This window comes from Psychrobacter sp. G (assembly GCF_000418305.1).
GTDB lineage: Bacteria > Pseudomonadota > Gammaproteobacteria > Pseudomonadales > Moraxellaceae > Psychrobacter > Psychrobacter cryohalolentis.
Genome location: NC_021661.1, coordinates 552,189 through 578,434, shown reverse-complemented (window position 1 = coordinate 578,434; position 26,246 = coordinate 552,189). Strand labels below are relative to the sequence as shown.

Below are 26,246 nucleotides of genomic sequence, written 5' to 3'. Positions count from 1 at the left end.
ATCATCTTAATAGCTTTTAATAACTCTCAATCACTTGCATCAGCTCATATCTCAGCATGTCGGCACTCGGCATGCGCTCCGCATGAAAACGCACGATAGCAATGCCCGCACTGGCAAGCGCCTTGTCTTTTTTGTCATCGGCTTTTTGCCTTGCTTTACTGCTATGTGTCCAATCATCAAGCTCGATGGCAACCAAGGTAGTCTGCGCATCAATATCAACAATCACATAATCAACACTTTGGCGGCAGATACGATTGAACCAAAAACTGCGCTCAGACGTCTCATTACTGTTCGCTTCAATAATCCGTGACAGCTGTACTTGCACAAAAATATGATATTCCGGTAATGCATTTTTTAACTTATTAAAAAATATCACTTCAGTAGGGGTCATGATAGGCATCGGCGCAAACGGCCAAATAGCCAACTCATCACCGCGTACAGGTGGCGGATCTGGTTCAACAGCTTGTTTATTAGAAAATAATTTTGGTAAGGTAATCAGCCCCAAAAAGCCAACTGCCAATATTAAAAATATAGCGCCAAATGACATGGTTTTACCTTATGCAATATCTAAGCAGTTAGATAGCTAGCCTAGCTAACATATAGGCAAGCTATCTAACTGCAGCAGGTCGACCCTTATGGGCTAACAGGTTATACAGAGAGAAACAAAAATGGTGCTCATGGTAACTAAGTATGAGCAAATGGACAAACACTAAAACGAAAAACACGACAATAGATGTCGTGTTTTAATCATAGAGGCATCAAAGGATAATAAATGAAAGCACTCTCATTAAGATTTTAGCTGCTATTTCATTATCATGCGTTTAGCAGTTTAACAAAATCTAGCGCCAATATAATACCCAAGCGCTGGTGGTATTCACTTTAGGGTCACTATTAATCTTATCCTTCAAGGCTAAAGCAGCTACTTTACCACGCTCGGGACCGACAATAACCCGTACACCGCGACTCGTCGGGCTGGTCTTAACTTGATAACCTGCAGATTGGAATTTTTTTGCCATCTCATCCGCTTTGGATTGGTCGTTTGCTAACGCTACTTGTACCCCAAAGCTACCTTTAGCATCGGTTTCTTTGACTTCTTTACGGGCTTCACTGAGTTTTTGCTGAGCATCACGTTTAGCGTCTGCTGACTTTTTCGCTAAAGCTTCTTCTCTTTGACGCTTTTCTTCACGTGCCTGTTCAGCCGCTGTTGCTTCTCGCTCTAAACGCTCTACCTGCTTACGCGATGGTATCGTAATGGTTTGACCAAGATTTAGCGATGTTGATGGTGAGAGATTATTGGCTTGAGCTAAGACTTCTACCGGCATATCGTACTGGCGTGCCAGTTTAATCAGCCCATCTCCTCTTTTGACTTGATAGTCAGAGGGCGACTTAGGTGGGGCCTTTTTTGCGGCTTCATCCGCCTCGCGCTTTTTTTCCGCAGCTACTTGCGCTTCAGCCTGCTTTTTAACGTCTGCTTCTTTTTTACTATCTGCTAATTTCTTAGCAGCAGCTTGCTCTCTAATAGTTGCTTGTCTTTCAGCTGCCTGCTGCTCTGCTAGTGCTTTCTTCTTTGCTTCAGCACCATCAGCAGAATTAGTGGACGTCTCTGCACTAGAAGGCGCTGATATAGGTGTTGCAAGTGTGTTCTTCGTCGCCTCTTCATTAGTACTGTTAGTATCAGCGTTATCTTCGATACTTGGTGTGGTGCTCGCCAGATATTGCTGACTTTCAGCGCGTGCTTTTGCCAATGCTTGCGCCTCTGCCGCTTCTTGTTCAGTTAAGAACTGCTGAGCACGCTTTTCTTGTTCTGCAACGCGAGCGGCACGCTCTTTTTGTTTTTGTGCCAAGATACGTTTTTCTGTCTCGATATCTGTTGTCAGTGGTTGTACAGACGTAGGCTCAGCACTTGGTTGATCGATCATTGCCGATGCTGGCTGTGATTTATTGGTATCACCAATTTGTTGTACCATGGCGTATAGCATGACGCTACCACCGATAATCATCCCAATGCCCAATAAGGCTTGTCTCGAAAAATTCATCCGTTTACGTCTCTTAGTTGGTAATAAGGTTGATTGGGCGGCGCGGTTATTGTTTTAAACTATATTATAGATAGCTTAAATCAGCAAGCCATTAGCGCCAGTTGCTTCCATCCGTTTTAATACTAATGCGCTAGGTTTTAATCACTTTGATTATAAAGCATATTTTTCATGCTGTCTGCCACCACGCTATTACTAAGACTAACATCAAACAGTCAATGTTTTAACGTAAATTATCGCGTTTCAAGCGTAGACAATGCCTCTCCAATCGTATGAAAAGAGCCACAGACTACGATTAAATCTTGGGGCTGACTGGCATTTATAATCGCATGAGTGGCTTCTTGCAAACGCGCAAACTCATGTATCTGAGAATCATCGACATAGCTCGCTAAGATACCTTGCAAATGCTCTGTAGTGGCAGCACGTGGATAATCAATTTCAGCGATGAACCAATCACTGATTGGTAAGCCTGCTGTCGTCAAACGCCGCACCACTTTATTAATATCTTTATCACCTAGCATAGAAAACAACATGTTAATGGTAGCAGGTTCACCTGAAGTTTGATTAACTTGTTCAGATATACTTTGCTGTGTTAAATGCTGCTGCCAAAGCGGCACTAGCTGTGCCAATAAAAACTCAACGCCTTGATCATTATGCGCCACATCAAATAGCCAATGACGCTCATGGACTTCACGATAATCGAAGCGACCGGCAAGCTTAACTGTTTTTAGCGCTTGCTCTATAGCATTGGTATCGACGTCTAAGGGACTTGCAAGTACTGCTGACAGAGCATTGGCAGTATTGGTCAATGACAGTGCGGGTCGAGGCAATTGTAGAGTGACAGCGGCATTGCTATATTGCCACGTAGTCGAATTATTTTCACAATAGCTGAACTCTTTACTGACTTGATAACAAGTCGCCTGATGCTTATCTATCGCTTGCTGTACGCTATTTGGCATCTCTGTAGCACCGTAAATGACGCTAATCCCATCACGTAAAATACCTGCTTTTTCCGCTCCGATGGCTTCCACATTATCACCCAACCAATCAACATGATCGATGGCAATATTGGTAATCACTGCCATATCAGGGTCGATGATATTGACCACATCTAAGCGACCGCCCAGCCCTACTTCTAACACCCAAACATCGCAATCCGCTTCCGCGAATATCAACAATGCTGCCAGTGTTGTCATCTCAAAAAATGACAATGTTAAATCACATTGCAACCGTGCCGCTTCTACCTTGCTAAAGGCAGCAATCAGGGTTTCATCGCTGACCATCTCGCCATCGATCCGTACCCGCTCGTTAAAGACGCTCAAGTGCGGCGATTGATATAAGGCAGTTTTATATCCTGCGGCTTGGCACATCTGCGCGATGACCGCAGTCGTCGAGCCTTTGCCATTAGTACCTGCAACCGTAAATACATAGGCGTCATCTTTGGCTGATTGTACGACTCCCAATGCCTCAGCGACTGGCAATACACGTGACAGCCCCATGTCTATCGCCGAAACATGAATCTGCTGCATATAATTCAGCCATTCGGTTAAAGTGGCTTGGTTGTCAGGGGTACTACTAGGGCTATGAGACGCTAAAGAATCAGACATGGACAGAACCTATATCAAAGTTTGAGATAAAAGATAAAACTTATAAAAAAATAAAAACAGTATGACTAGCTTGCTACAAAGCAAAATAGCATTTACCGTTATTCACGATAAATGCTATTCATTAGTTTTACATATTTGGCAGATATTAGCACGCCGCTCGATCATTATGCAGCGAAATTATAAAACAGCTGCTTGAATCTAACCCACGTGTTTTTATTTTTACTACCTACTGAGCATCAACATTGGGTACGCTACACAGTTTCGCCAGCAGACGATAAATGGTATCAATCATTTGATGACGATGTACCACTTCGTCAACCACACCATGTTCTAGCAAAAACTCTGCACGTTGAAACGGCTCTTCTAGTGTCTCACGTACTGTCTGTTCAATCACACGCTTACCAGCAAAGCCAATCATAGCTTTTGGTTCTGCTAAGTGAATGTCACCAAGCATCGCAAGAGATGCGGTCACACCGCCATAAACAGGATTGGTCAGTATCACGATATATGGCACGCCAGCAATTCTCAAACGCTCGATTGCTGCTGCTGTTCTTGCCATTTGCATCAATGATAGCAAGCCTTCTTGCATACGCGCACCACCAGAGGCAGCGAAACAGACCAAAGGTACTCTGTCTGCGAGGGCTTTTTCGGCAGCTTGAACAAAACGGTCGCCAACCACCGATCCCATAGAGCCACCCATAAATCGAAAGTCAAACGCACAAGTTACGATATCGAGATTGCGCAATTTGCCATATAGCACAATCAGCGCTTCACTCTCTTTCGTTTTTTCTTGTGCTTCTGCCATGCGACTTGGATACGGCTTACTATCTACAAATTTTAGCGGGTCTTTGGCGGTAAACTCTTGCCCAAGCTCGCCTTCTACCTTATCAAGCAGCCAGTTCAAGCGCTCACGAGCACTCATTGGCAGATGATGGTCACAATGCGGGCACACGTAACAGTTAAAAATCAGCGCTGTATTGGTAATGATCGAATGGCAGCTGCTGCATTTTGTAGAAGGCTCTGTCTCTACAGCGGTCAATTGCGCCGTTAATTGCTGTTTGATACCCGGAATCGGGCGCTCAAACCATGATTGACCGGCTTTATTGCCATTCTGCTGCAGGCTTGTACTATCGTTATTTATATCAGGTTTTGTCATCGTATCAGTCATATTATTCGCCATTATCTAAGGCTTATTGGCAAGCTCACTTGTGCACTTGTCCGTAAGAGTCCATTTATAAGAATCAGTTTAATCGTCACATATCCTCATGACTTTAGCAATTATAAGGCACGCTAATGCATAACTGTGACCATTTATATGTAATGTTAGTTTACACACGTAAACTAACATTAGCAAAGCCATTTGCCTGTGTCTTTATAAACATTGTTATAAATACCCTCATAAATATTGTGACGATAACTTGCCCAACTTTTTGAGCGGGTGCTTATAAACTATCGAGTGCGCCGCGTAACTCATCCATTTTTGCCATAATTTTTTGCTGAGCATTAGCGACTGCAGCGATATCATTGGCATCGATATCAGCAAAGTTCTGCACCAATGCACTACCGACGATAATACCATCCGCATGAGCACCAATTGCTTTGGCAGAAGTTGCATCACGAATACCAAAGCCCACACATACTGGCAAATCTGTCTCTGCTTTAATTGCTTGTACTTGCCTTGCAACATCGTCAGTATCTAGCGTTGCTGAACCTGTCACACCTTTTAAAGACACGTAGTAGATATAACCACCGCAATGGGTCAATACTTGCTGACGACGTTCAGCCAGCGTAGTTGGTGATAATAAGAAAATCTCATTCATCGCGTGCTCAGTCAAATGCTGGGTAAAGCTACCCGCTTCTGCTGGCGGCAAATCAACCATCAAAATACCATCGACGCCTGACTGCTCGCATAGCGCAACAAAGTTATCATAACCGATAATCTCTACTGGATTGAGGTAACCCATCAGGATAATTGGCGTCTGCGTGTCTTGCAGACGGAACTCTTTGACCATTTTTAGCGCATCACGAGTGCTCGTACCTGCTGCTAATGCACGCTCGCCTGCCAATGCTACTGTAGGACCATCTGCCATTGGGTCAGAAAATGGTAAGCCCACTTCAATCATATCTGCGCCATGCTTGACTAAATCATGCAGCAAGCCAACAAAGTTGCTTGGATTGGGATCGCCTGCCATCACATAAGGGATGAGTGCTTTTTTATTTTGTGCTTTTAAGGTTTCAAAGGTGCTTTCAATTCGGGTCATAGTGGTCTCTTAATTATTATAAACTGGCTCATTTGACCCTTTATTTAATAATAACGGGTCAAATCAGTAATTTTTCTTCCAAGGGATAATCCAGTTGTTACTAAAAAGTAGCTATTACAGCTCAATCCCTTCTGCCTTCATCACCGAATGCAAATCTTTATCGCCACGACCAGACATATTGACGATAATAGTTTGATCAGGAGTCATCGTTTTAGCCAGCTTCAGTGCATAAGCGACCGCATGAGCAGATTCAAGCGCCGGAATGATGCCTTCTTTACGCGTGACTTCATGGAAACCTTCTAACGACTCCTTATCGGTACAACCAACATATTCAACACGCTTCATATCTTTTAAGAAGCTATGCTCAGGACCGACACCAGGATAATCAAGTCCCGCCGAGATAGAATGGGTTTCTTGGATTTGACCTTCATCATCGGCCATCAAGTAAGTACGGTTACCGTGTAATACACCAATACGACCTGCTGCAAGTGGTGCTGAATGACGACCCGTTTCAATACCATCGCCTGTTGCTTCCACGCCATACATTTTAACTTCATTATCATTTAAGAAGTCAAAGAATAGACCAATGGCATTTGAGCCGCCGCCAACACAAGCGACTAGCGCATCTGGTAATTTACCCGTCATTTGCAGATGTTGCACACGCGCTTCTTTACCAATAATTGCTTGGAAGTCGCGTACGAGTAATGGATAAGGATGCGGACCTGCAACCGTACCAATAATATAATATGTGCTATCCACATTGGTAACCCAGTCACGCATGGCTTCATTCATTGCATCTTTGAGAGTACGTGAGCCCGATGTTACCGGCACAACTGTCGCACCAAGTAAGCGCATACGATAGACGTTCATCTTTTGACGCTCAACATCGTCCGCGCCCATATAAACGATACACTCTAGTCCCAAACGCGCGGCAATCGTCGCCGTCGCAACGCCATGTTGCCCTGCTCCAGTTTCTGCAATAATACGTTTTTTGCCACTCATTTTGGCAAGAAGTGCTTGTCCAATAGTATTATTGACCTTATGCGCGCCAGTATGGTTTAAGTCTTCACGCTTAAAGTAAATTTGCGCACCGCCAATCTCATCACTCAAATGCTTGGCATGATAGAGAGGCGTTGGGCGTCCGACATAGTTGACCAAATCATTGTGATATTCTTCCCAAAATGCAGGGTCTTTTTTGACTGTGTTATACAACGTTTCTAGCTCTTCTAACGCTGCCATCAAGGTTTCAGAGACAAAGCGTCCGCCGTGGACGCCAAAATGTCCTCGCGCATCAGGATACTGGTTAAAATCTTGCACGCTTTCTGGATTGGTAAAGCTATTAATAGCGTGTGCGGTGGCAGATACATCTTTGTTAGCGACATGACTCATGGTAATTCCTACTGTAATAAGTGGTATTTTTTAGGATATCTGTTTTTTGAAATAACTATAGGGAAAACTGTTTACATAGTTTGCTTTGGCAATTTGACAGCGGCAAAGCTAACTATTTATATTCGAAGGTTCGCTAAGCGTCTCGTTTTGCCATCGGTCGCGTTTGACTGATTTCATAAAGGCATGCATTTTTCCAACGTCTTTTTTGCCTTTATCAGACTCAATCCCACCGCTGACATCGACGGCGTAAATAGGTAAGTCATAAGTAGTACCGACATTATCGGCATCAAGTCCACCGGCTAGGATAATCGGTAGTGGGCTGTCATTCGGTATTAGACTCCAGTCAAAGCGTGCGCCTGTACCGCCATACTTATGTTGATGGTAGGCATCTAGTAAAATGCTGCTCGCGCCTGCTGCGGCAAAACTATCGATTTGCATATTCACACTCTCAAGCGCATCTTGTTCAGTATTGACACGCAACGCCTTAATCCAACGTTTATTGACGAGATTTGCCAGCTGACGGCACTGCTCGGGCGTTTCATCGCCGTGAAATTGGATAATATCAAAAGAGACATGATTTGCCAGTTCAATAAGCTCATCTTCAGGCATATTGACGACCAAAGCCACCACACTGATAAAAGCCGGTACTGCCGCACTCAATATTTGCGCCTGCTCGATTGTAACCGCACGAGGACTTGGCGGATAAAATACCAAGCCAATGGCGTCCGCATTGAGCTTAACAGCAGCTTTAATATCATCAAGTTGAGTAAATCCACAAAACTTAACGTGCATGAGGTGACCTTGCGAAAGACTGAATATGATGATTTGTTAATAAAGGAGCAAATCAATTGCATCCAAAAACTTATCCTAGCATACTTTTATTCATAGTTTTGTTTATGATTGCGATTGATTAATATGGGAATAGATGAATGTCTAAAACGGCGGTAGCGATAAAAAATAATTCACACAACAATGTCGAGGGTAGTCATCAGCTGCATTATCTCATGTGGTTTCGCCGTGATCTACGCGTTCATGACAATACTGCTTTGGCTGCCATTTGTGAGCGTGCAAACGAAGACAATGCTCAGCTCAGCGCAGTATTTTTTCTTACCCCTGAGCAGTGGCAGGCACATGACATGTCGCTTACACAGCTTGATCATATTGCGCGAACACTCCCTATCCTCGCAGAAAAACTGCACCAGTTGAACATCATTTTAACCGTGCAAATCTGCCCTAGTTTCACTGATTGTATAGCTGCGTTGAGCGCATTATGTGAGACAAATAATATCAGCTGCGTGATGGCAAATCATGAGTACGAAGGTAATGAGGTTGCGCGTGATGAACTGTTAACCAAACAACTTGCAAACAACGAAATTGAGTTTATCCGCTGGCATGACCAATGTATCTTACCACCGAAAAGTATCACTACCAATGACGACAGCATGTATCAAGTGTTTACCCCATTTTATAAAAAATGGCGGCATACCTTGGAGGTTAGTGACATACAAATTCATACAGCACTTGCCGTCATAGATAATAAACAAGTTAATTTAACATTATCAGAAAACAGTGCAAACACTACTCAAGATATAGAAGTATTGTCTAAAAAAACTGTCCACGACTATCAAAAATATCTACAAACTCATAAATCCTATCAAGATATAGATACGGACAAGCAAATTAGCCAAGCTCGCCTTGCCTATCCTGCTGGCGAAGTTACTGCTTGTCATCGATTAGACCAATTTATCGCGGATGATATCAATAACTATGATGTAAGCCGCGATGTGCCCAGCTTACAGGCGACCAGTCAATTATCAACCTATCTTACTATTGGCGCAATCAGTCCCAGACTTTGCTACTTACAAGCTACTCAGGCACTAGGGAAATTACATAGAAATGATGGTGACAACTTTGACAGCGGTGACAATAACGACATCAACCGCTGGATAAGCGAGCTGGCTTGGCGAGATTTTTATCGCCATGTTTTAGACTATAAACCAGCGCTTATCCGCCATCAAGCTTATAAATATGAGACTGATAAGAAAATCAACTGGTCATATGATGAAGATGCTTTTGCAGCATGGCGTGAGGGCAAAACGGGTGTGCCATTAGTCGATGCAGCGATGCGCTGCCTTAATGCGACAGGCTTTATGCACAATCGCTTGCGCATGGTTACCGCGATGTTTTTGACTAAAGATTTATTGATTGATTGGCGCTGGGGTGAGCGTTACTTTATGCAGCAGCTGATAGACGGTGACTTTGCGTCTAATAATGGTGGCTGGCAGTGGAGCGCATCAACAGGTACAGATTCTGCGCCCTATTTTCGTATTATGAATCCCTTTAGCCAAGCTAAAAGCCATGATGCTGAGGGAATATTCATTAAGACTTGGCTGCCTGAATTAAAACCGATTCCTACCAGCATCTTGCATAGCGAGGATAAAATGCGCAAGGCACTGAATAAGAATGGTACCTTTGCAGATATTGATTATCCTGTGCCAATCGTTGAGCATAAACTGGCACGACAATTAGCGATTGCTGAATTTAAAAAAGAGTAGTATCTATAGTTAAAATATCTCAAAAAACGCTACAGTGCTGCTGGTATAAATTTTTTGCAGCCTCTGTCTGCGTAGGCACAGCAAGCAAGAAAAATTAATATCAGTAGTACTTGATGTATCGATATTACTTTTCCCTGACTATACAAGCATTATCTGCTGAGAATGGGTTTAATTATTTGTTAACCGTAGCAGTCGCCGATGTTGAAGCGACTAACGGCATTTGACACGAGCCAGCACCTTGCGTGGTAACCGTCACTACTGCGCCAGTTAATGCAAATAACTGCTGCAATTGCGTTTGCGCGTTATCTAACGCCATTGTCATGACATCACCGCGGCAAGCACGTTCAAGCACCTCGGCTTTTGCCATACTTTGTGCTTGTTTTAGAATTTTTGGATCGACTTGCATCATCCCAAAAGCACCGGTTTGCCAATCATAAATCTCAATATCATCTAGATAGACTGAAAATATCTCTGATGGCGGTAGCGTAATATTAATTTGGGGCATAATAGAAACGGGGGCATTAACATCAGAGTTTTCAGCATCATTTACTTCCGACTCGGTAGGCTGTATCACTTGTACCATCTCAGGTGTCAATGCGCTCAAGTCAATGCCTGCCTCTACGCGACCACGAGCAATAAATAGCGCCTTTTGCTCATCTTGCCATAGCTTCATCCAACTGCCTGAACGCTGACTAGTAATCACCGTATCAACGCTGAATGCCACCGTCTCCAATCGATTCAATTTCTGAATTTGTGTCACCACACCCTCACGAGTGATGGCTTCTATGGGCTCTTCTTTGGTGATATTCTGCACAGTATAGATAGCCAAAACGATGGCTGCGAGACCAACAAGCAATACGATCCACGACATCATAGAGATAGATTTTTTCGCTTTTGAATCAGTCGTATCAAGAGGAGTTCGATTATCAGAATCGTTCATATAAACACCTTTGTGGTTTTATCATAGTTTTATCGATTATTTTTATAATGCCATATTATTAGAACTACACAAAAAACGACATACTAGATGATAAATGCTATTTTTAAGCAGCAACTTCAAGTAATGACTACCAATACTCTACATAATTACCAATACTGCCCTTTTCAAAAAACCACTTATTCATTTGCTATAAATACATTTAGAACTGGTAAATAATCGAGTTATAGCTGTCTCATTCAACCCTTTAGGTAACCTTCGCTCTGAAAAAACAAAAAGTCATTGCGTCTTAGGCGAACTTTACCTAACATAGTCAGGTTGTATGCTTAAAATATCGGTATACAGGTATTTTTCGAGCTTTATGCTAAAGACAGCGCTCGATGAAGTCTGGTATTTTTATACAAAATAATATGTTATATCCTTTTTTAAATGCTGTTTACGAACGCACTGCTCACTAGCGTACTGTCTGTTGTAGTACTTTCTAGCTAGGGCATGTCCTACACTATTACCAAGTAATAACAGGTAATCTTGCGTCGGCTATCAAACCACACGCTCAACATCCTACTATTTCTTATTTATTTTATCGTCGATAAGGTTCCGCTTTATTTATGAAAGCCAGTCAATTTTTATTTGCCACGCTAAAAGAAACACCCAGTGATGCAGATATCGCTTCAAGCCAATTAATGGTTAGAGCCGGTCTGATTCGCAAAATCGCTTCTGGATTATATATCTGGTTGCCAATGGGTTTGCGCGTATTGCAAAAAGTCGAGCGTATCGTTCGCGAAGAGATGCAAAATATCGGCGCTCAAGAAGTGCTTATGCCGATGACTCAGCCTGCTGAGCTTTGGCAGCTGACCGGACGTTTTAACGATTATGGTCCTGAGCTACTACGCTTTAAAGACCGTCATGACCGCGATTTTGTATTGGGACCGACGCACGAAGAAGTCATCACCAATCTTGCCCAAGGCGAGCTGCGCAGTTATAAGCAATTACCGATTACTTTCTTTCAAATTCAAAATAAGTTCCGTGATGAGATTCGTCCACGCTTTGGTGTGATGCGCGCACGCGAATTTACTATGAAAGATGCCTATTCATTTCACGTTGACCAAGCATCACTGGCAAAGACGTATGATGAGATGTATGACGCTTATACGCGCATATTCACGCGCTTAGGTCTTGATTTCCGTGCGGTACAAGCCGACACCGGCTCGATTGGCGGCTTTGCCTCACACGAGTTTCATGTCCTAGCAGACAGCGGTGAAGATGATATTGCTTTCTCTGATTCGTCTGAATATGCTGCCAATGTCGAGCTTGCAGAATCTGTGAGTACGGCAGAACGCCAGCCTGCGATGATGGCTCGCGAGAATATTGATACCGTCAATATGCCAACCTGTGAAGCCGTTGCTGAGCATTTAAATGTCCCACTTGCTACGACTGTCAAAACATTGATTGTGCAAGGTCATACGCCAGAAGGTGAGCCGCAGCTTATCGCTGTGGTATTACGCGGCGACCATACACTAAACACCATAAAAGCCGAAAAAATTGAAGAAGCCAATGTCCCTTTAATGATGGCAACGGAAGAAGAGCTAAAAGCCGCTGGTCTGCATAAAGGCTATATCGGCGTCGAGCTTGATATGCCAGTCTTTGTTGATCGTGCAGCAGCAGCATTGTCCGACTTTGTCTCTGGTGCCAATGAAATTAACAAGCACACGACGGGTATGAATTGGGAGCGTGACGCGCATATCACCCGTATTGTTGATATTCGCAATGTACACGAAGGCGATCCTTCTCCTGACGGTAAAGGTACGCTACAGATCAAACGCGGTATCGAAGTCGGTCATATCTTCCAGTTGGGTGATAAGTACTCACAAGCGATGAACTGCACGGTATCAGGCGAAGATGGCAAGCCGGTCACTTTGATGATGGGCTGTTACGGTATTGGCGTCAGCCGTATTATCGCTGCTGCTATTGAGCAAAACAACGATGAAAACGGCATTATGTGGCCATCAACCCCAGATATTAGTGATTCTTTAGCACCTTTTGAAGTCGCGATCGTGCCAATGAAATCAAAAGAAGACACCGTTATGGAAACAGCAACGGCATTGTACGAGGAGCTAAAAGCTCTTGGTATCAATGTATTGCTTGATGACCGTAATGAGCGCCCAGGCGTGAAGTTTGCTGACCTTGAGCTGATTGGTATTCCGCATCGTATCGTAGTATCTGACCGTAACTTGGCAGAAGACAAGTACGAATACGTTAATCGCCGTGATAGTGAGAAGCAACTACTTAGCCGTGATGAAGTAGTAGCTAAAGTCAGCGGTAAATAGTGAAACGATAAAATTAGTACCATAAAAAGCGCCTATCTCAGTATATGAGATAGGCGCTTTTTATTCTTAGAGTTTTATTTAAAAACCATTCACAATGCTTTTATTATTGACGAATCAAACGACTAGGCACAGGCAATAATGCAATATCGCTCACACGACAAGGATTGATATCAATACCACCTCGACGTGTATACCAAGCACGAACCATGAGCTCACTTGGCTCATAGTATTGACTCAAATCAGCAAATATCTGCTCAACACACTGCTCATGAAAGCCATTATGCTGACGGAAACTTAATATATAACGCAGCATATTTGCGTTATTAACTGGCTTATTAGTGGTTATTGAAACTGCCAATGTCCCCCAATCTGGCTGATTGGTCACCGGACAATTACTACGTAATAGATTAGAATAAAAGCTAAAAGTTTTACCCTCTGATATTTTAGCATCACTTGAATCATGTTCTAATAATGACGCATCAGGATGCAGCGTTAATGCTACTTTCTCAGTACTGTCCGCTAGTGCATCATCAATACAAATGCCATAAGGCTGAGCGATCAATAGCCCTGAATGCTCATCCTCTAAGTCAAACAATTCAACGTTAACTTCAGCTTGTACGCATTTCGACAAATCTTTCGCTATCAGCGTTTGTACTGTTTCCCAACTACCAAATTCAGTAAAGTTGATACTATTTAAATAAAGCTTCAATGACTTTGATTCAACAATAAATGGCGAGCTTGCCGGAATGCCAAAGCGTGCTATCGCGACCTGCGATATACCTTGCTCATTTAACCATGACAGCTCAAATGCCTGCCACCAATCGATACCTATCTCTAGCTTATCATCCTGCCAACCAATGACCTCTCGCCCCATACTACGAGCAATCGGATATAACGTCTCTGGACTATACTCAGTTGGATAATCAGTGGTTTGTTCACCCAAGATACCGTGGATACTCATTGGTATTTCCTAATAGTAATGATTGAAATTAAATAACATTTAAAGTTTTAGTAAAATTATTAACCAGTTCAAGTGCTCGAACGGAATGAAAGATTTATATAAACCTTATTCTTCCTACAAACGTACGTGCGAGCCGTCACTTAATAGTCGATAGGCAATGGTATAAAATATCGCACAAAAAGCAAAAATAGCGCCCATTGAATACCAGACATTGACGTCAGAATAGCCCAAAATCCCGTAGCGGAATGAGTTGACCATATAGACGATTGGGTTCAATAATGAGATATTTTGCCAAAATGGTGATAAGTTTTCCATGGAGTAAAACACCCCGCCAAGATAGGTCAGCGGCGTTAATACAAAACTTGGAATGATGGAGATATCATCAAAAGAGCGGGCAAAAACAGCATTAATAAAGCCGCCCAATGAAAACAGAATAGAGGTGCCAAGGACAGTAAATATGGTCACAAATAAATGTTCAATACCCAAATCAGTAAAGAACAGCGCCACGATCGAGACAATGATACCAATCGCTAATCCGCGGAAAATACCACCGCTGATATAGCCCATCAAAATAGCATGTTTTGATACGGGCGAGACCAAAAGCTCCTCGATACTGGCGGTAAATTTGGCACTAAAAAAGCTTGAGACCACATTAGAATAGCTGTTAGTGATGATTGCCATCATAATCAAACCAGGCACGATAAACTGCATATACGGCACACCGCCCATCTCACCTACACGTGGTCCAATCATCTTACCAAAGATGACAAAATACAGGCTCATGGTAATGACTGGCGGCAATAACGTCTGCGGCCAAATACGTAGAATTCGGCGCACTTCTTTGACCAAAATAGTGCGAAATGCAATCCAGCGTTGTGCAAAGTTCATGCGGTATCTCTCCTAAGCGCCTATGCTTGCTAGAGTAAATAGTCTCTAGTGCAAACAGAGTTGCCTATCTGATTATTCTATTTAATATACATGTTGAATGAAGACTTATTAATACGGTCTTATTATTCATAAAAATTCGTTATAAAGACCAACTTTCAAAGGTAGCTAATGCTAAAGAGCTACGAGCTTAAAGGCTCATGTAGGCTTTTATCTACCAGACGCATAAACAGCTCTTCTAAACGGTTGGCTTTATTACGCATACTCGCGACCGTAATACCTTGCTCAGACAATTGAGTAAAGACACCATTTAACGACTCACCTTCTGTCAATGTTACCTCAATCGTCAAATCATCCGGCTGCACGACATCCGTCACACCCGTTAATACTATTTGATGTGTTAACGGAGTCGCCACATCAAAGACAAAAGTCTCAACCGATAACTGCGCAAGCAAGTCTTTCATTTCAGTATTGATACGAATTTCACCGTGATCCAAAATCGCGATACGCTTACACAGCTGCTCAGCTTCTTCAAGATAATGCGTAGTTAGAATAATGGTGGTGTTTTCTTCAATATTAATCTGCTCCATAAACTCCCACATTGAGCGACGTAGCTCAATATCAACCCCAGCAGTCGGTTCATCTAATATCAATAGACGTGGCTTATGTATGAGCGCCCGTGCAATCATCAATCGACGCTTCATACCACCTGAGAGCTCACGCGATTTGCTGTCACGTTTGTCCCAAAGTCCCAAAGCTTTGAGCAACTTCTCTGCACGCGGTTTTGCTTCTTTTGCTGCAATGCCAAAATAGCCTGCTTGAGTAATAAGAATGTCTTCAACTTTTTCAAACTGATTAAAGTTAAACTCTTGTGGTACTACGCCCAAAAACTGCTTGGCTTTTGAGGGATCAGATAACAAGTCCGTACCAAAGATATGGACACTACCCGCTGTTGGCTTAAAGAGCGAGCTAATGATACCAATCATCGTTGACTTACCAGCACCATTTGGTCCCAGTAACGCAAAAAATCCCCCTTGCGGAACCGTAAGACTGACATCTTTTAATGCCGAAAATCCGTTGCTATAAGTTTTGGATAAATTCTGAATCGATAGTGCTGGTACTTCAGACATGAATACCTCTTTATGAATGATTAATCTAAAAAATGCTGTATCAGCATGCCAATTCTTATAATCGTTGCTGTCGTGTATTAATGTGAGGCTGAAGGGAAGCTATTTCAACGGTGGAATATCATAACGACGACATGAGTCCTATCAATCATACATAAAAAAGCACCTACCTCACTATGAGATAGGTGCTTTTTATTTATTGCCTTTTAAAGTGCGATATTAAAGCACCTTAGCCATAAAAACTAGCTGGCTTCACCAACCATATAATCAACGGCATTTTGCACTTCTTCATCAGGGATATCTGCGCCGCCTTTGGCAGGCATAGCATTGAAACCATTGATAGCATGGGTATATAGGGTATCTTTACCTTTTGCTATACGAGGTCCCCAAGCACCCGCATCACCTAACTTAGGAGAGCCGAGCAGCCCTGACGCATGACAAGTTTGGCATACTGCGTTATAGACTGCTTTACCATCACGAGGACCATCGCCTGCAGCTGGACCAGCAGAACGAGCCGTCACGTCACAAACTTCATCTTCTTCAAAACATATTTTGGCAACAGGCTGAATACGAGCAATCAGGTTCGGATACAATGCAATCAATTTTTGTACTTGCGGCGTATCTTGTGGAATTGGCTCTTCAACAGCAGCTGGTGCGGCTGCCGCAGTTGCCTCGGCTGGTGCATCTGTTGCTGTCGCGTTTGCTTGTGCAGTTGCATCAGCAGAAGCAGCGCCATCCGTGGTGTCAGCCGCCGCTTGAGGCTCATCACCTAGCTTTTGAGGGGCATTTTCGACAACCTCTTTGCCTTCTGCGACAGCAGATATAGTAACGGGTGTATCTATAGCACTTTCAGCTTGGCTCACAGCGATACTAGCGATTCCTAGAATGGCAGCTGCCGATAACATAACTACTTTTCTCATTCGTCACGTTCTCTTATTACGTATACAAGGGTCAGCATGACTTAGACATTCTGTCTGTCCTCCTTTGACAACAAACCGTTGTCAATAGCAAACAGCCATCCCGCATGCGAGCGCACTTGTAATCGGTGATTATAAATATGGATTCTCCCTGACATTATAAGGGAAAAGACGGGTAGATTGCCATGCCTGTTTGCGGACTATGCTGTTTTTTCTTAAAAAACCTCAATAGCTGGCTTCATTCATTGGCTTTATGACTTTTATTTGTTAGACTAAGCGGTCTTTATTTCTAGGCACTTTTGCGCTCGTAGCTCAGTTGGATAGAGTATCGGTCTCCGAAGCCGAGGGTCGTGGGTTCGATTCCCGCCGAGCGCACCAATCATCGTATTTCGCCATTTCTCAGCACTACCTCAAATCTATAAGACCATTTAAAACAAAACCTTGAAGTTTTTATCATTAATAAGCTCGTCTGTTAATACCTATAAAATGTTGTATATATTGTTGTTAACTCCATTTTATGCTGACTTATGACGGAGTGTTACTTCTCCTAGCTAAATATTCGTACCAATCTACTCTGCCTCTTGCAAATTGGCATCTAGTTGCGCACGGCTAGGTACACGCTGATAATTAATCACTGGTATATCACCCAAACGGCGTTGACTAGCAGCAAGCTTGGGGTCGATCGTAATCATCGCGATTTTTATATTTTGTCGAGTAACGAGCAAATGACTGCCCTTTCGTGTCACTCGATAATCAGGAAAATACTGCTTAATCATCTCCGCCGTTTTTTGTAAGGCGTCATTTATCGGTTTTTTCTTATCTTTTGACTTTGTGTCATGTAAGTTATTTGGCGCACGTGATTTTGCAAAAAACCATAGTCCAACGATAACTGCCGTCAATATGACAAGCCACCAAATTCCGTCTATCATAAGAAAGGATATCCATTATTAGCAAGGGTTAGCTTATGTTAGCAGAATTATCATCAGCGTTAATAGCAGAAGTAGAGCGTGCTGCCGAACTATTAGAATCGAAACAGCATATTTGCCTTTTAACTGGCGCAGGGATTTCAGCAGAAAGCGGTATTCCGACTTTTCGTGATAAGCAAACTGGCTTGTGGGAGAATTATCGGGCTGAGGACTTGGCGACACCAGATGCCTTTGCTCGCGACCCAAAGCTGGTTTGGTCATGGTATCAATGGCGCAGACAGCTCGTGGCTAGTAAAAAACCCAATCCTGCCCATACGGCATTGGCACAGTGGCAGTATCACAGTCAATCGACTAATCAGCAACTAACCCTCATTACTCAAAATGTCGATGATTTGCATGAGCAAGCAGGCAGCGCTGTTACCCACCTGCATGGCAATCTATGGCGTAATCGATGCAATCAATGTCAGACACCTTATACAATCCAATTAAAAGGCGCTTATGACAGCGAGAATAGCATCAGCTTTGATGAAGCTCTAGTGACTTGCCAGCATTGTGATGGTTATATCAGACCTGATATTGTGTGGTTTGGAGAGTCGTTACCGATGCACGAGTGGCAGACAGCAGAGGAAGCTGCCGCGAGTTGTGATGTATTTATTAGTATCGGTACTTCCAGCCTCGTCTATCCCGCTGCCGGACTGGCACAACTGGCAAAACATAACGGTGCCAAAATTATCGAGATAAATCCTTATCCGACACCAAATACGCTAGTCGATATTACTCTGGCAGCAAAAGCTGGTGTCATCCTGCCAGAGTTAGTAAAAAGAATGGGCGTACTATAATAGACAAACCATTAACCTACCGCTTGATCTACTTTGTCTAAATACTGCTGCTTTAGCTCATCACTGATAAATGACGATCTAAAAGAGTTCTTTACCAAGGTGATAATATCATCTTCTGTTAATGGCAAATTCTCACTGATATTGATGAAGTTTTGGTTAATATAGCCTTTAAAATAAGCAGGGTCATCTGAGTTGACAGTGATATTTAGACCATAATCTAGCAGCTCTTTGATGTTGTGCTCTTTATAGTTGTCAAATACTCTCAACTCGATATTAGAATTCGGGCACACGGTGAGCGGCATCTGCTCATCTTTTAGACGCTGCATCAGCTCAGCGCTTTTGATAGATTGCACGCCATGATCGATTCTACTGATATCCAATAAATCCAACGCTTCATAAATGTAAGAGAAATCCGCTTCTTCGCCAGCATGGGCAACCAACTTAAAGCCTTCCTCTTTTGCCTGTTTAAATACCTCTATAAACTTCGATGGCGGATTGCCTAATTCTGAAGAATCTAAACCGACACCGATAATATCGTCTTTAAATGGCAATGCTTGCTCTAACGTCTCAAACGCTTCTTCTTGTGATAAATGCCGTAAAAAGCACATGATAATACAAGAGGTAATACCGTATTGTGCTTTGGCATCAGCCAGTGCACGTTTGATGCCTGTTATGACTGTCTCAAACGCCACGCCTCTTGCCGTATGCGTCTGCGGATCAAAAAATATCTCTGTATGAATGACATTGTCTTCGACACATTTGAGAATATACTCCCATGTCAAATCGTAGAAGTCATCCTGCGTAATCAAGACATTGGCACCGGCATAATAGATGTCTAAAAACGTCTGCAGATTGGTAAAATTATAAGCATTACGCACATCCTCTATGTCTTTATAAGGAATCTCTATCTGGTTCTTTTTTGCCAATCTAAACATAAGCTCAGGCTCGAGCGAGCCTTCAATATGTAAATGCAGTTCTGCTTTTGGCAGTCTTTTTATTAGATCAATCATAATATTCCAGTATTGGCGTTGTATATCGGTTATTTATTAAATATAGCGATAAGTGTTTAGTGTAATCTTTCATGCTGATGGCCGTCAGGGTTTATTTTAAAAAAACCACCGTATCAGATAGCTCATTACCTGATGGGTTTTGCTCCAGATGATAATACTGGCGCAGCACTTGACCAACCTCATCGAGCAATTCAGTCAAGCTTTCTTCTGTTTTCTGATTGGCAATACCGACTACCGCTTTGTCACACATTGCGCGCCAAACTGTTGGGCTAACATGGGCACTGATACCGCGATCAGCGACGATTTCAAGCTTATGCTCGCAAACATTGACGTATATCAGCACACCCGTATTTTCTTCGGTGTCCCACACTCGATACTCACTAAATAAATCAATCGCACGGTCACGGCAGTCGCTATGATAGGCCTCTTGAATAGGCAAATGATTTTCTACGATCAAAAATACCTCGCCGCGATGGCCTTGCTCAGCAAGTGTCACCCGCTCTGTCAACCGAGCTTTTGCCGCGGGCGTTAACCATTTACTATGCAAAACGGGGATAAATAAGACTTGGCGCCACCAGCGGGCAAAGCTGGATTTTGAAGCGTTATTCTCTGCCATGATACTATTTCCTCAAGTACGTCATTACTAATGGTTATTTAGTGTCTTTACTAGGTAGCTATGAAGCCACTGAAAAACAACGGGCTAATGCTTACCAAGAACCGCCAGCGCCGCCACCACCAAAACCGCCACCGCCACCGCCGAAGCCGCCACCACCAAAACCGCCGCCGCCGAAGCCACCGCCCATACCCGGTAGGAATATCATACCACCGCCTCTACCTCCTTTACCGCCGCCAGACCCGCCTTTACCGCCGCCGCGTGAAATCAAGAACAGCCATAAAAATATCGCCATAATGATGGTCATAAATAGACCACCGCCCAATGCTAGTGAGCCTGCAACAAAACCACCAGCCGTCAGCACTGAACCGAATACTCGACCAAATATACTGGTAATAAAGCTACCAAATATCATCGCCATGATGAATAGAAAAATAGGAGATGGCAGCTCGTCTGAGCCTTGTTGGGTAGTACGTTCAGCTGCCTGCGCATCGGCACGAGCAAGCACTTCAGGATCAGCAGATAAACGATTTTGTAAGGCTGTTACGCCTGCCAATATCCCTGCTCCATAATTATTTTGCTTAAATAACGGGGTAATATCCTCTCGAATGATGCGATTGACCGCCGCATCTGGCAGTACACCTTCGAGTCCATAACCTGTCAATATATACATATCACGGTCATTGACAGCGACAACCACAAGCAAGCCATCATCGATGTCTTTACTACCCAGCTGCCATTTTTCAGCAACTTGCAAGGCATAATCAAAGATAGGCATGCCATTGGTAGTTGGGACAATCACCACTGCTGCTTGTGCCAAACCTTGCTGATAAATTGTACGTAGCTGTGCTTCTAAGCGCTGCTTCTCTTGTGGGTTTAAGATATTAGCTTGGTCGATGACAGGATTGTTCAAAATCAGTTTGTCCGCATCGACACTGTCAGCAGTTGATTTGACAGGGGGACGTTTGGTCGCATTTGCCTCTGCCACGCCCTCATTGTTGGATGCATTAGGATTGATATCTTCATTACCGAGTATGGTTTCGTTAATCGCCTCATTGCCTAAAACAGCATCATTAATAGCTTCATTGGATTCAGCGGCTTTTGCAATAGCCACTAAGTCTTCCACACTGCGATTTTGCGTGGTGCTATCGGCAGCAAGCGTACTGTCATCGGGCGCTGCATGCAATGTAGACGCGCTACCAATAGTAAGGGCGAATAACAACGCTGCTAGGGGTGTTTTTAAATGAGTCATTAACTGTATACCACCTCAAGTCAAATCTTTACTAAATTAATAGGTAGAGCGGCAATCAGTAAGTATTTAATTAATCAGTACTTGATGCTCTACCTGTTTTTAATGGCTTAACGATATAAATAGGCTTTAAGAGACGCTTATATTTAATATTAGACGCAACCTATTCATACCAGTAAGAAACGCTAAGACGGCTACACAATTCGTTTAATAGATGAAGCATACCGGCGTGAAATAAACGCATGATTCATCATTATTGATTTGCTGCTATTGAGCCGTCTTTGAGTCGCCATTGTCAAAATCCACGCTTGGTGCAGTAGAAATCTCTTTTTCGTTCGCGACGCTAAAGTTTGGTTTAGCACTCATCCCAAATACTTTTGCCGTAATATTGGTTGGGAATTGACGTACGGTCGTATTGTAACCCTGTACTTCTTGGATATAGCGGTTACGAGCGACGGCGATACGGTTTTCAGTACCTTCTAATTGCGCTTGCAAATCTTGGAATAGCGCATCAGATTTCAGTTCAGGATAACGCTCAGACACTGCCATCAAACGTGATAGTGCACCCGTCATCTGTTCTTGCGCCGCCGCATAACGCTCCATCGCTTCAGGATCATTGAGTACTTCTGGCGTTACGGTAATACCACCAGCGCGTGAGCGGGCTTCAGCGACTTGCGTAAAGACTTCCTGCTCTTGCTTGGCATACTGCTGTACTACTTTTACCAAGTTTGGCACCAAATCCGAGCGACGTTGATATTGGTTGACCACCTCTGACCACGAAGCCGTCACTTGCTCATCTTGAGCCTGAAGATTATTATAACCACAACCTGTCAAGCCGACAGTAGACGTGGCTAATACAGCTGATAGCAAGATGGGTTTTACAATGGATTTACGGGTCATTGTGGATTCTCCTAATAATGATAAATATCAAACAACTGATAACAAGATTTTAAAATGGCTTTTGACTGCTTTTTTTGATACTGACTTCAATACTATGACTATATAAGCTTATATTTTGTAGCCTACAATATGTTGTGCTAATAATGGCGCTATAACGCTTTTTTTACAATTCATCGTTACCAAAACACAACCGCAAGCAACGACTTGTAGCATAATCTCTCGCTCTGTTTTGACTATGTATCTATATAACCTGACTTATCATGAATTATTGAAAAATCATCCAAACTGAGATAAATCGACCTTATGCCATATTCTACGGTACTTGTTGCCATAATAAAGCTTGCCATAACATATATATAGCTGCCGCTAAGAAGAAATTTCTAGTAATTGGGTAAAAAATATGGCAAATTGCAGTTACGTAGCTGTACGGTTTGCATACATTTGGTAGTGGACTTATTTTCTTCATAGTACTAGCGATTCATTTATTTATCATTTAAAAGGATTAATAGACAGATAAATCATCGCTTTATGACTCTATTACGCAATTGTACTTAGCCGATACCGCTCATAGTAAGCTGAATACCATCACGATGATGGGTATTTACAATTATAACCGCCTGTTTTATCCACTGGTTTATTTATAACAGCGTTTATGTTTATGGCAGGATGACGGATTACCAAAGTAAAGAGACAGTAAAAAGATGGCAACCATCGCCAATCGATTGATACTCATATATAAGTGCTATCAAGAGATGAGCAAATACAGCCAAACTTTGATAATAAACCAAGCGGATAAACACAGACAACTACAGTCCATTCTTGGTGACTATGTACATATGAAGCTTAAATCATTGTTTTAAGTACATGCAGATAATTTGAGTGGTTGGCTTTAATAAGGATATTAAACCGTTAACTCACTCTATGCATCCTCATATATAGTCATTTTGAGACAGTTGAAGGAATAGATATATGGAAGGTTTAGTCAATTTAGTAAACGGAATTATTTGGAGCCCCGCATTAATTTACTTATGCTTGGGCGCAGGTCTATTTTATTCCATCATGACGCGCTTTGTACAAGTACGTTTATTCGGTGAAATGATCAAATTGCTATTTACTGGTAAATCTAGTGAACAAGGCATTTCATCGTTTCAGGCACTTGCCGTCTCGCTTGCTGGTCGTGTGGGTATGGGTAACATCGCAGGGGTAGCAGCCGCTATCGGCTTCGGTGGTCCTGGTGCTGTATTTTGGATGTGGGTAGTTGCTTTCCTAGGCGCATCTACTGCTTATGTTGAGTCGACACTGGCTCAGATTTACAAAGAAAAAGATGTAATCACTGGCGAATATCGCGGTGGCCCTGCTTACTATTTTGAGCGCGCACTTGGTCAAAAATGGTACGGCATCCTTTTTGCAATCTCATCTATCCTTGCTTGTGGTATGTTCCTACCAGGCGTACAGGCAAACGGCGTTATCAGTGCTTTTGCGCAGGTAATGGGTGAAGGTTCTATCGTTAACATTGGAGCCTTAGAAGTTGGCTCTATGCGGTTAGTAGCATTGGGTATTATTCTTGTGGTATTAGGTATCATCATCTTCGGTGGTATCAAGCGTATCGCAACGTTTACCGAGTATGCGGTTCCTTTCATGGCAATCGGCTATATTATCCTTGCACTGATCATCATGTTTGCTAACTTTGAGATGATTCCAGAAGTATTTGGCTTAATCGTTGGTGATGCGTTTACTGCTCAAGCAGGTTTTGGTGCAGCGATTGGTTGGGGTGTAAAACGTGGTATTTACTCTAACGAAGCCGGTCAAGGTACAGGTCCTCACGCTGCTGCTGCTGCTGAAGTTGAGCATCCATCACAGCAAGGTTTAGTACAGGCCTTCTCGGTTTACGTTGATACGTTACTGGTTTGTTCTGCTACTGCATTTATGATCTTAACGATGGGTACTTATAACATCCAAGGTACATTACCAGATGGTCAATTTATCGTCCAGAATGTAGCGGCTACGACTGAAATCAACGCTCCAGCATTTACGCAAATGGCAATGGAATCTGTCTATGGTGGTTTTGGTAATACCTTTATCGCTATCGCCGTCTTCTTCTTTGCCTTTACAACCATCTTGGCTTACTACTACATCGCTGAAGTGAACGTTGCTTACTTGACGCGCTTTATCGGTCGCGGTGCCAACAAAACTGGTCTATTTTTAGTTAAAGTCCTAATCATGGTGATGGTTGCCTATGGTGGTCTTAACTCAGCCGGTTATATTTGGGCAATTGGTGATATTGGTGTTGGTCTTATGGCTTGGCTCAATATTGTTGGTATTCTTGTTATCTTCTTTGTGGCACGTCCGACGCTTACCATGCTTAAAGACTATGAAGCACAGCGTAAAGCTGGTGTAACGCGCTATACATTTGATCCTGCAAAATTCGGTATCAAAAACGCGCCTTATTGGGAAGAGCGTCATCTAAAAGAGCAACAAAGAATAGCGGCACAAGATCCTTTAAATAAAGAGCATCGTTAATCCTCTGTAAAGTATTTGCCTACTAGCCAGTTATTAAAAAAGCCCGAGACCATTGTCTTGGGCTTTTTTGTATGTGCGCTCTTGTCTCTTTTCTACTATATTCGGTCCTAAATAAAAGAAATACAAATGTTATAAGCCACTACTGGATTCCTTTTACATTGCATCGACTCAAATTATTAGCAGCAATTAATAGGCAGCAAAAAGCCCAACTCAATGGCTGGGCTTTAGGTATTTTTACATCATTTACTGTTTACAAGAAAGACTTAGTAAGTCTATTAACCAAAACTTATTTAGGCAATAAAACTGTATCAATTACATGCACTACACCATTGGTTGCCATCATATCAGTGCCAACGATATTGGCGGTATTACCATTTGAATCTGTAATGACATTGGCATCACTAATCGTGATGGTTTGACCATTCGCCGTTTCAATCGCAGTACCGTAAGGAATATCAGCGGCTTTTACAACCATAGGTACGACATGGTATGGAAGCACACTTTTTAGCGTCGCTTGATCAGCAAGTAACTCTTCTTTGGTAATGTTCAACTTAGTCAATAAACCAGCAAAGGCATCATCAGTAGGTGCAAATACTGTGTACTTGTCTTCAGCCATCAGCATCGAATCAAGCCCAGCTGCCTGTAGTGCAGCGGTCAAGATGGTCAAGTCTTTATTGCCAGCTGCCATCTCACCAATAGTCTGCGTAGCTGCTGCTTCAGGGGCAACATCCGCTTCAACCATTGGTTCAGCTGCGACTTCTGGCTCAACGACTACATCAGTGGTTGCTTCTGGCTCAACTGGCTCAGCAACGACTTCTTTATCGTTACAAGCTGCTAATGACATTGCTGCCGCCACAACGGCGATAGATAGTAAGTTCTTTTTTAACATAAGACATTCCTTTGATATTAATAACTATTGAGTGAATAAAAATTTGATAAGTACTGATTCGATAAGTAATAATTTTTGCATAAACAGTTTTTTTAAAATGCACAATACTGTTTAGAATATGACATTCTTTAAAGGGACGTTATCTGAAATCATCTACAATATTAACTGATTGATTTTTAATTGATATATTCTTAGGTAGTAGCACTGTAGCAATCACGTATATAACACAGGCGTTTCGTTATCTAAATCTATAACGAATTTAAGAGCTGCGTAGAACAGCTCTTAAACGATTGATCTTATA

22 protein-coding genes and 1 tRNA gene are annotated in these 26,246 nt (G+C 42.7%); 5 read left to right on the top strand and 18 right to left on the bottom strand.

The window, feature by feature from the left end; genetic code table 11:
• Positions 1-16: 16 nt before the first annotated feature.
• The 7 genes from PSYCG_RS02400 to PSYCG_RS02370 all read right to left on the bottom strand — a co-directional run bounded on the left by PSYCG_RS02400 (position 17) and on the right by PSYCG_RS02370 (position 8,082).
• The gene (locus PSYCG_RS02400; RefSeq protein ID WP_020442801.1) at positions 17-547 is read right to left on the bottom strand and encodes a DUF2726 domain-containing protein; all 531 of its coding nucleotides are present in this window, start codon (positions 545-547) and stop codon (positions 17-19) included.
• Between the two features lie 292 nt (positions 548-839).
• Positions 840-2,036 (bottom strand): SPOR domain-containing protein, encoded by a 1,197-nt coding sequence (locus PSYCG_RS02395; protein ID WP_020442800.1) that lies wholly within the window; start codon positions 2,034-2,036, stop codon positions 840-842.
• 230 nt (positions 2,037-2,266) lie between these two features.
• On the bottom strand, positions 2,267-3,640 hold the full coding sequence (locus tag PSYCG_RS02390; protein ID WP_020442799.1) for a bifunctional folylpolyglutamate synthase/dihydrofolate synthase: 1,374 nt from the start codon (positions 3,638-3,640) through the stop codon (positions 2,267-2,269).
• Between the two features lie 226 nt (positions 3,641-3,866).
• Positions 3,867-4,820 (bottom strand): acetyl-CoA carboxylase, carboxyltransferase subunit beta, encoded by a 954-nt coding sequence (gene accD / locus PSYCG_RS02385; protein ID WP_187289120.1) that lies wholly within the window; start codon positions 4,818-4,820, stop codon positions 3,867-3,869.
• A gap of 262 nt (positions 4,821-5,082) precedes the next feature.
• Entirely contained in the window at positions 5,083-5,901 is an 819-nt protein-coding gene (trpA, locus tag PSYCG_RS02380) for a tryptophan synthase subunit alpha (RefSeq protein ID WP_020442797.1), read from the bottom strand.
• Between the two features lie 114 nt (positions 5,902-6,015).
• Entirely contained in the window at positions 6,016-7,218 is a 1,203-nt protein-coding gene (gene trpB, locus PSYCG_RS02375; RefSeq protein ID WP_187289127.1) for a tryptophan synthase subunit beta, read from the bottom strand.
• Positions 7,219-7,398: 180 nt separating this feature from the next.
• On the bottom strand, positions 7,399-8,082 hold the full coding sequence (locus tag PSYCG_RS02370; protein ID WP_020442795.1) for a phosphoribosylanthranilate isomerase: 684 nt from the start codon (positions 8,080-8,082) through the stop codon (positions 7,399-7,401).
• 137 nt (positions 8,083-8,219) lie between these two features.
• On the opposite strand from PSYCG_RS02370, the gene PSYCG_RS02365 reads away from it, so the two are divergent.
• Positions 8,220-9,845: a cryptochrome/photolyase family protein gene (locus PSYCG_RS02365; RefSeq protein WP_020442794.1), complete on the top strand. Its 1,626-nt coding sequence runs from the start codon at positions 8,220-8,222 to the stop codon at positions 9,843-9,845.
• A 172-nt stretch (positions 9,846-10,017) separates the two neighbouring features.
• Here the strand turns inward: PSYCG_RS02365 and PSYCG_RS02360 are convergent, their stop codons facing one another.
• Entirely contained in the window at positions 10,018-10,785 is a 768-nt protein-coding gene (locus PSYCG_RS02360) for a DUF4230 domain-containing protein (protein WP_020442793.1), read from the bottom strand.
• 605 nt (positions 10,786-11,390) lie between these two features.
• On the opposite strand from PSYCG_RS02360, the gene PSYCG_RS02355 reads away from it, so the two are divergent.
• Entirely contained in the window at positions 11,391-13,109 is a 1,719-nt protein-coding gene (locus tag PSYCG_RS02355; protein ID WP_020442792.1) for a proline--tRNA ligase, read from the top strand.
• 103 nt (positions 13,110-13,212) lie between these two features.
• Here the strand turns inward: PSYCG_RS02355 and queF are convergent, their stop codons facing one another.
• The 4 genes from queF to PSYCG_RS02335 all read right to left on the bottom strand — a co-directional run bounded on the left by queF (position 13,213) and on the right by PSYCG_RS02335 (position 17,002).
• Positions 13,213-14,070 carry an NADPH-dependent 7-cyano-7-deazaguanine reductase QueF gene (gene queF, locus PSYCG_RS02350; protein ID WP_020442791.1) on the bottom strand — a complete coding sequence of 286 codons (858 nt, stop codon included), beginning with the start codon at positions 14,068-14,070 and terminating at the stop codon, positions 13,213-13,215.
• A gap of 114 nt (positions 14,071-14,184) precedes the next feature.
• A complete protein-coding gene (locus PSYCG_RS02345; RefSeq protein ID WP_020442790.1) occupies positions 14,185-14,958 on the bottom strand; it encodes an ABC transporter permease in 774 nt (257 codons plus the stop codon).
• A gap of 179 nt (positions 14,959-15,137) precedes the next feature.
• Complete coding sequence (locus PSYCG_RS02340; protein WP_011512828.1) at positions 15,138-16,085, bottom strand: ABC transporter ATP-binding protein; 948 nt, start codon at positions 16,083-16,085, stop codon at positions 15,138-15,140.
• Between the two features lie 239 nt (positions 16,086-16,324).
• Positions 16,325-17,002: a c-type cytochrome gene (locus PSYCG_RS02335; protein ID WP_041772211.1), complete on the bottom strand. Its 678-nt coding sequence runs from the start codon at positions 17,000-17,002 to the stop codon at positions 16,325-16,327.
• Positions 17,003-17,300: 298 nt separating this feature from the next.
• Here PSYCG_RS02335 and PSYCG_RS02330 point away from each other — a divergent pair.
• A tRNA-Arg gene (locus tag PSYCG_RS02330) sits at positions 17,301-17,377 on the top strand.
• 191 nt (positions 17,378-17,568) lie between these two features.
• Here the strand turns inward: PSYCG_RS02330 and PSYCG_RS02325 are convergent.
• Positions 17,569-17,928, bottom strand: a complete 360-nt coding sequence (locus tag PSYCG_RS02325) for a hypothetical protein (protein WP_020442788.1) — start codon at positions 17,926-17,928, stop codon at positions 17,569-17,571.
• A gap of 35 nt (positions 17,929-17,963) precedes the next feature.
• Between PSYCG_RS02325 and PSYCG_RS02320 the strand changes: the two genes are divergently transcribed.
• A complete protein-coding gene (locus tag PSYCG_RS02320) occupies positions 17,964-18,764 on the top strand; it encodes an NAD-dependent deacylase (RefSeq protein WP_020442787.1) in 801 nt (266 codons plus the stop codon).
• Positions 18,765-18,775: 11 nt separating this feature from the next.
• On the opposite strand, the gene PSYCG_RS02315 is transcribed toward PSYCG_RS02320, so the two are convergent.
• From PSYCG_RS02315 to PSYCG_RS02300, 4 genes are all read right to left on the bottom strand, one after another.
• Positions 18,776-19,774: an adenosine deaminase gene (locus PSYCG_RS02315; protein ID WP_020442786.1), complete on the bottom strand. Its 999-nt coding sequence runs from the start codon at positions 19,772-19,774 to the stop codon at positions 18,776-18,778.
• A gap of 91 nt (positions 19,775-19,865) precedes the next feature.
• The gene (locus PSYCG_RS02310; RefSeq protein ID WP_020442785.1) at positions 19,866-20,390 is read right to left on the bottom strand and encodes a TPM domain-containing protein; all 525 of its coding nucleotides are present in this window, start codon (positions 20,388-20,390) and stop codon (positions 19,866-19,868) included.
• 91 nt (positions 20,391-20,481) lie between these two features.
• Positions 20,482-21,639 (bottom strand): TPM domain-containing protein, encoded by a 1,158-nt coding sequence (locus PSYCG_RS02305; protein WP_020442784.1) that lies wholly within the window; start codon positions 21,637-21,639, stop codon positions 20,482-20,484.
• A gap of 264 nt (positions 21,640-21,903) precedes the next feature.
• Positions 21,904-22,536, bottom strand: coding sequence for a LemA family protein (locus PSYCG_RS02300; protein ID WP_020442783.1), 633 nt, complete (start codon positions 22,534-22,536; stop codon positions 21,904-21,906).
• Between the two features lie 969 nt (positions 22,537-23,505).
• On the opposite strand from PSYCG_RS02300, the gene PSYCG_RS02295 reads away from it, so the two are divergent.
• Positions 23,506-25,056, top strand: coding sequence for an alanine/glycine:cation symporter family protein (locus tag PSYCG_RS02295; protein ID WP_020442782.1), 1,551 nt, complete (start codon positions 23,506-23,508; stop codon positions 25,054-25,056).
• A 286-nt stretch (positions 25,057-25,342) separates the two neighbouring features.
• Here PSYCG_RS02295 and PSYCG_RS02290 read toward each other — a convergent pair whose 3' ends face one another.
• Complete coding sequence (locus PSYCG_RS02290) at positions 25,343-25,945, bottom strand: fasciclin domain-containing protein (protein ID WP_011512819.1); 603 nt, start codon at positions 25,943-25,945, stop codon at positions 25,343-25,345.
• Positions 25,946-26,246: the final 301 nt, after the last annotated feature.

Bases quoted from the DNA above. Each gene is read 5' to 3' on its own strand.
- PSYCG_RS02400 (WP_020442801.1), bottom strand. From the start codon at position 547: ATGTCATTTGGCGCTATATTTTTAATATTGGCAGTTGGCTTTTTGGGG.
- PSYCG_RS02395 (WP_020442800.1), bottom strand. From the start codon at position 2,036: ATGAATTTTTCGAGACAAGCCTTATTGGGCATTGGGATGATTATCGGT.
- PSYCG_RS02390 (WP_020442799.1), bottom strand. From the start codon at position 3,640: ATGTCTGATTCTTTAGCGTCTCATAGCCCTAGTAGTACCCCTGACAAC.
- accD (WP_187289120.1), bottom strand. From the start codon at position 4,820: ATGGCGAATAATATGACTGATACGATGACAAAACCTGATATAAATAAC.
- trpA (WP_020442797.1), bottom strand. From the start codon at position 5,901: ATGACCCGAATTGAAAGCACCTTTGAAACCTTAAAAGCACAAAATAAA.
- PSYCG_RS02370 (WP_020442795.1), bottom strand. From the start codon at position 8,082: ATGCACGTTAAGTTTTGTGGATTTACTCAACTTGATGATATTAAAGCT.
- PSYCG_RS02365 (WP_020442794.1), top strand. From the start codon at position 8,220: ATGTCTAAAACGGCGGTAGCGATAAAAAATAATTCACACAACAATGTC.
- PSYCG_RS02360 (WP_020442793.1), bottom strand. From the start codon at position 10,785: ATGAACGATTCTGATAATCGAACTCCTCTTGATACGACTGATTCAAAA.
- PSYCG_RS02355 (WP_020442792.1), top strand. From the start codon at position 11,391: ATGAAAGCCAGTCAATTTTTATTTGCCACGCTAAAAGAAACACCCAGT.
- queF (WP_020442791.1), bottom strand. From the start codon at position 14,070: ATGAGTATCCACGGTATCTTGGGTGAACAAACCACTGATTATCCAACT.
- PSYCG_RS02345 (WP_020442790.1), bottom strand. From the start codon at position 14,958: ATGAACTTTGCACAACGCTGGATTGCATTTCGCACTATTTTGGTCAAA.
- PSYCG_RS02340 (WP_011512828.1), bottom strand. From the start codon at position 16,085: ATGTCTGAAGTACCAGCACTATCGATTCAGAATTTATCCAAAACTTAT.
- PSYCG_RS02335 (WP_041772211.1), bottom strand. From the start codon at position 17,002: ATGAGAAAAGTAGTTATGTTATCGGCAGCTGCCATTCTAGGAATCGCT.
- PSYCG_RS02325 (WP_020442788.1), bottom strand. From the start codon at position 17,928: ATGATAGACGGAATTTGGTGGCTTGTCATATTGACGGCAGTTATCGTT.
- PSYCG_RS02320 (WP_020442787.1), top strand. From the start codon at position 17,964: ATGTTAGCAGAATTATCATCAGCGTTAATAGCAGAAGTAGAGCGTGCT.
- PSYCG_RS02315 (WP_020442786.1), bottom strand. From the start codon at position 19,774: ATGATTGATCTAATAAAAAGACTGCCAAAAGCAGAACTGCATTTACAT.
- PSYCG_RS02310 (WP_020442785.1), bottom strand. From the start codon at position 20,390: ATGGCAGAGAATAACGCTTCAAAATCCAGCTTTGCCCGCTGGTGGCGC.
- PSYCG_RS02305 (WP_020442784.1), bottom strand. From the start codon at position 21,639: ATGACTCATTTAAAAACACCCCTAGCAGCGTTGTTATTCGCCCTTACT.
- PSYCG_RS02300 (WP_020442783.1), bottom strand. From the start codon at position 22,536: ATGACCCGTAAATCCATTGTAAAACCCATCTTGCTATCAGCTGTATTA.
- PSYCG_RS02295 (WP_020442782.1), top strand. From the start codon at position 23,506: ATGGAAGGTTTAGTCAATTTAGTAAACGGAATTATTTGGAGCCCCGCA.
- PSYCG_RS02290 (WP_011512819.1), bottom strand. From the start codon at position 25,945: ATGTTAAAAAAGAACTTACTATCTATCGCCGTTGTGGCGGCAGCAATG.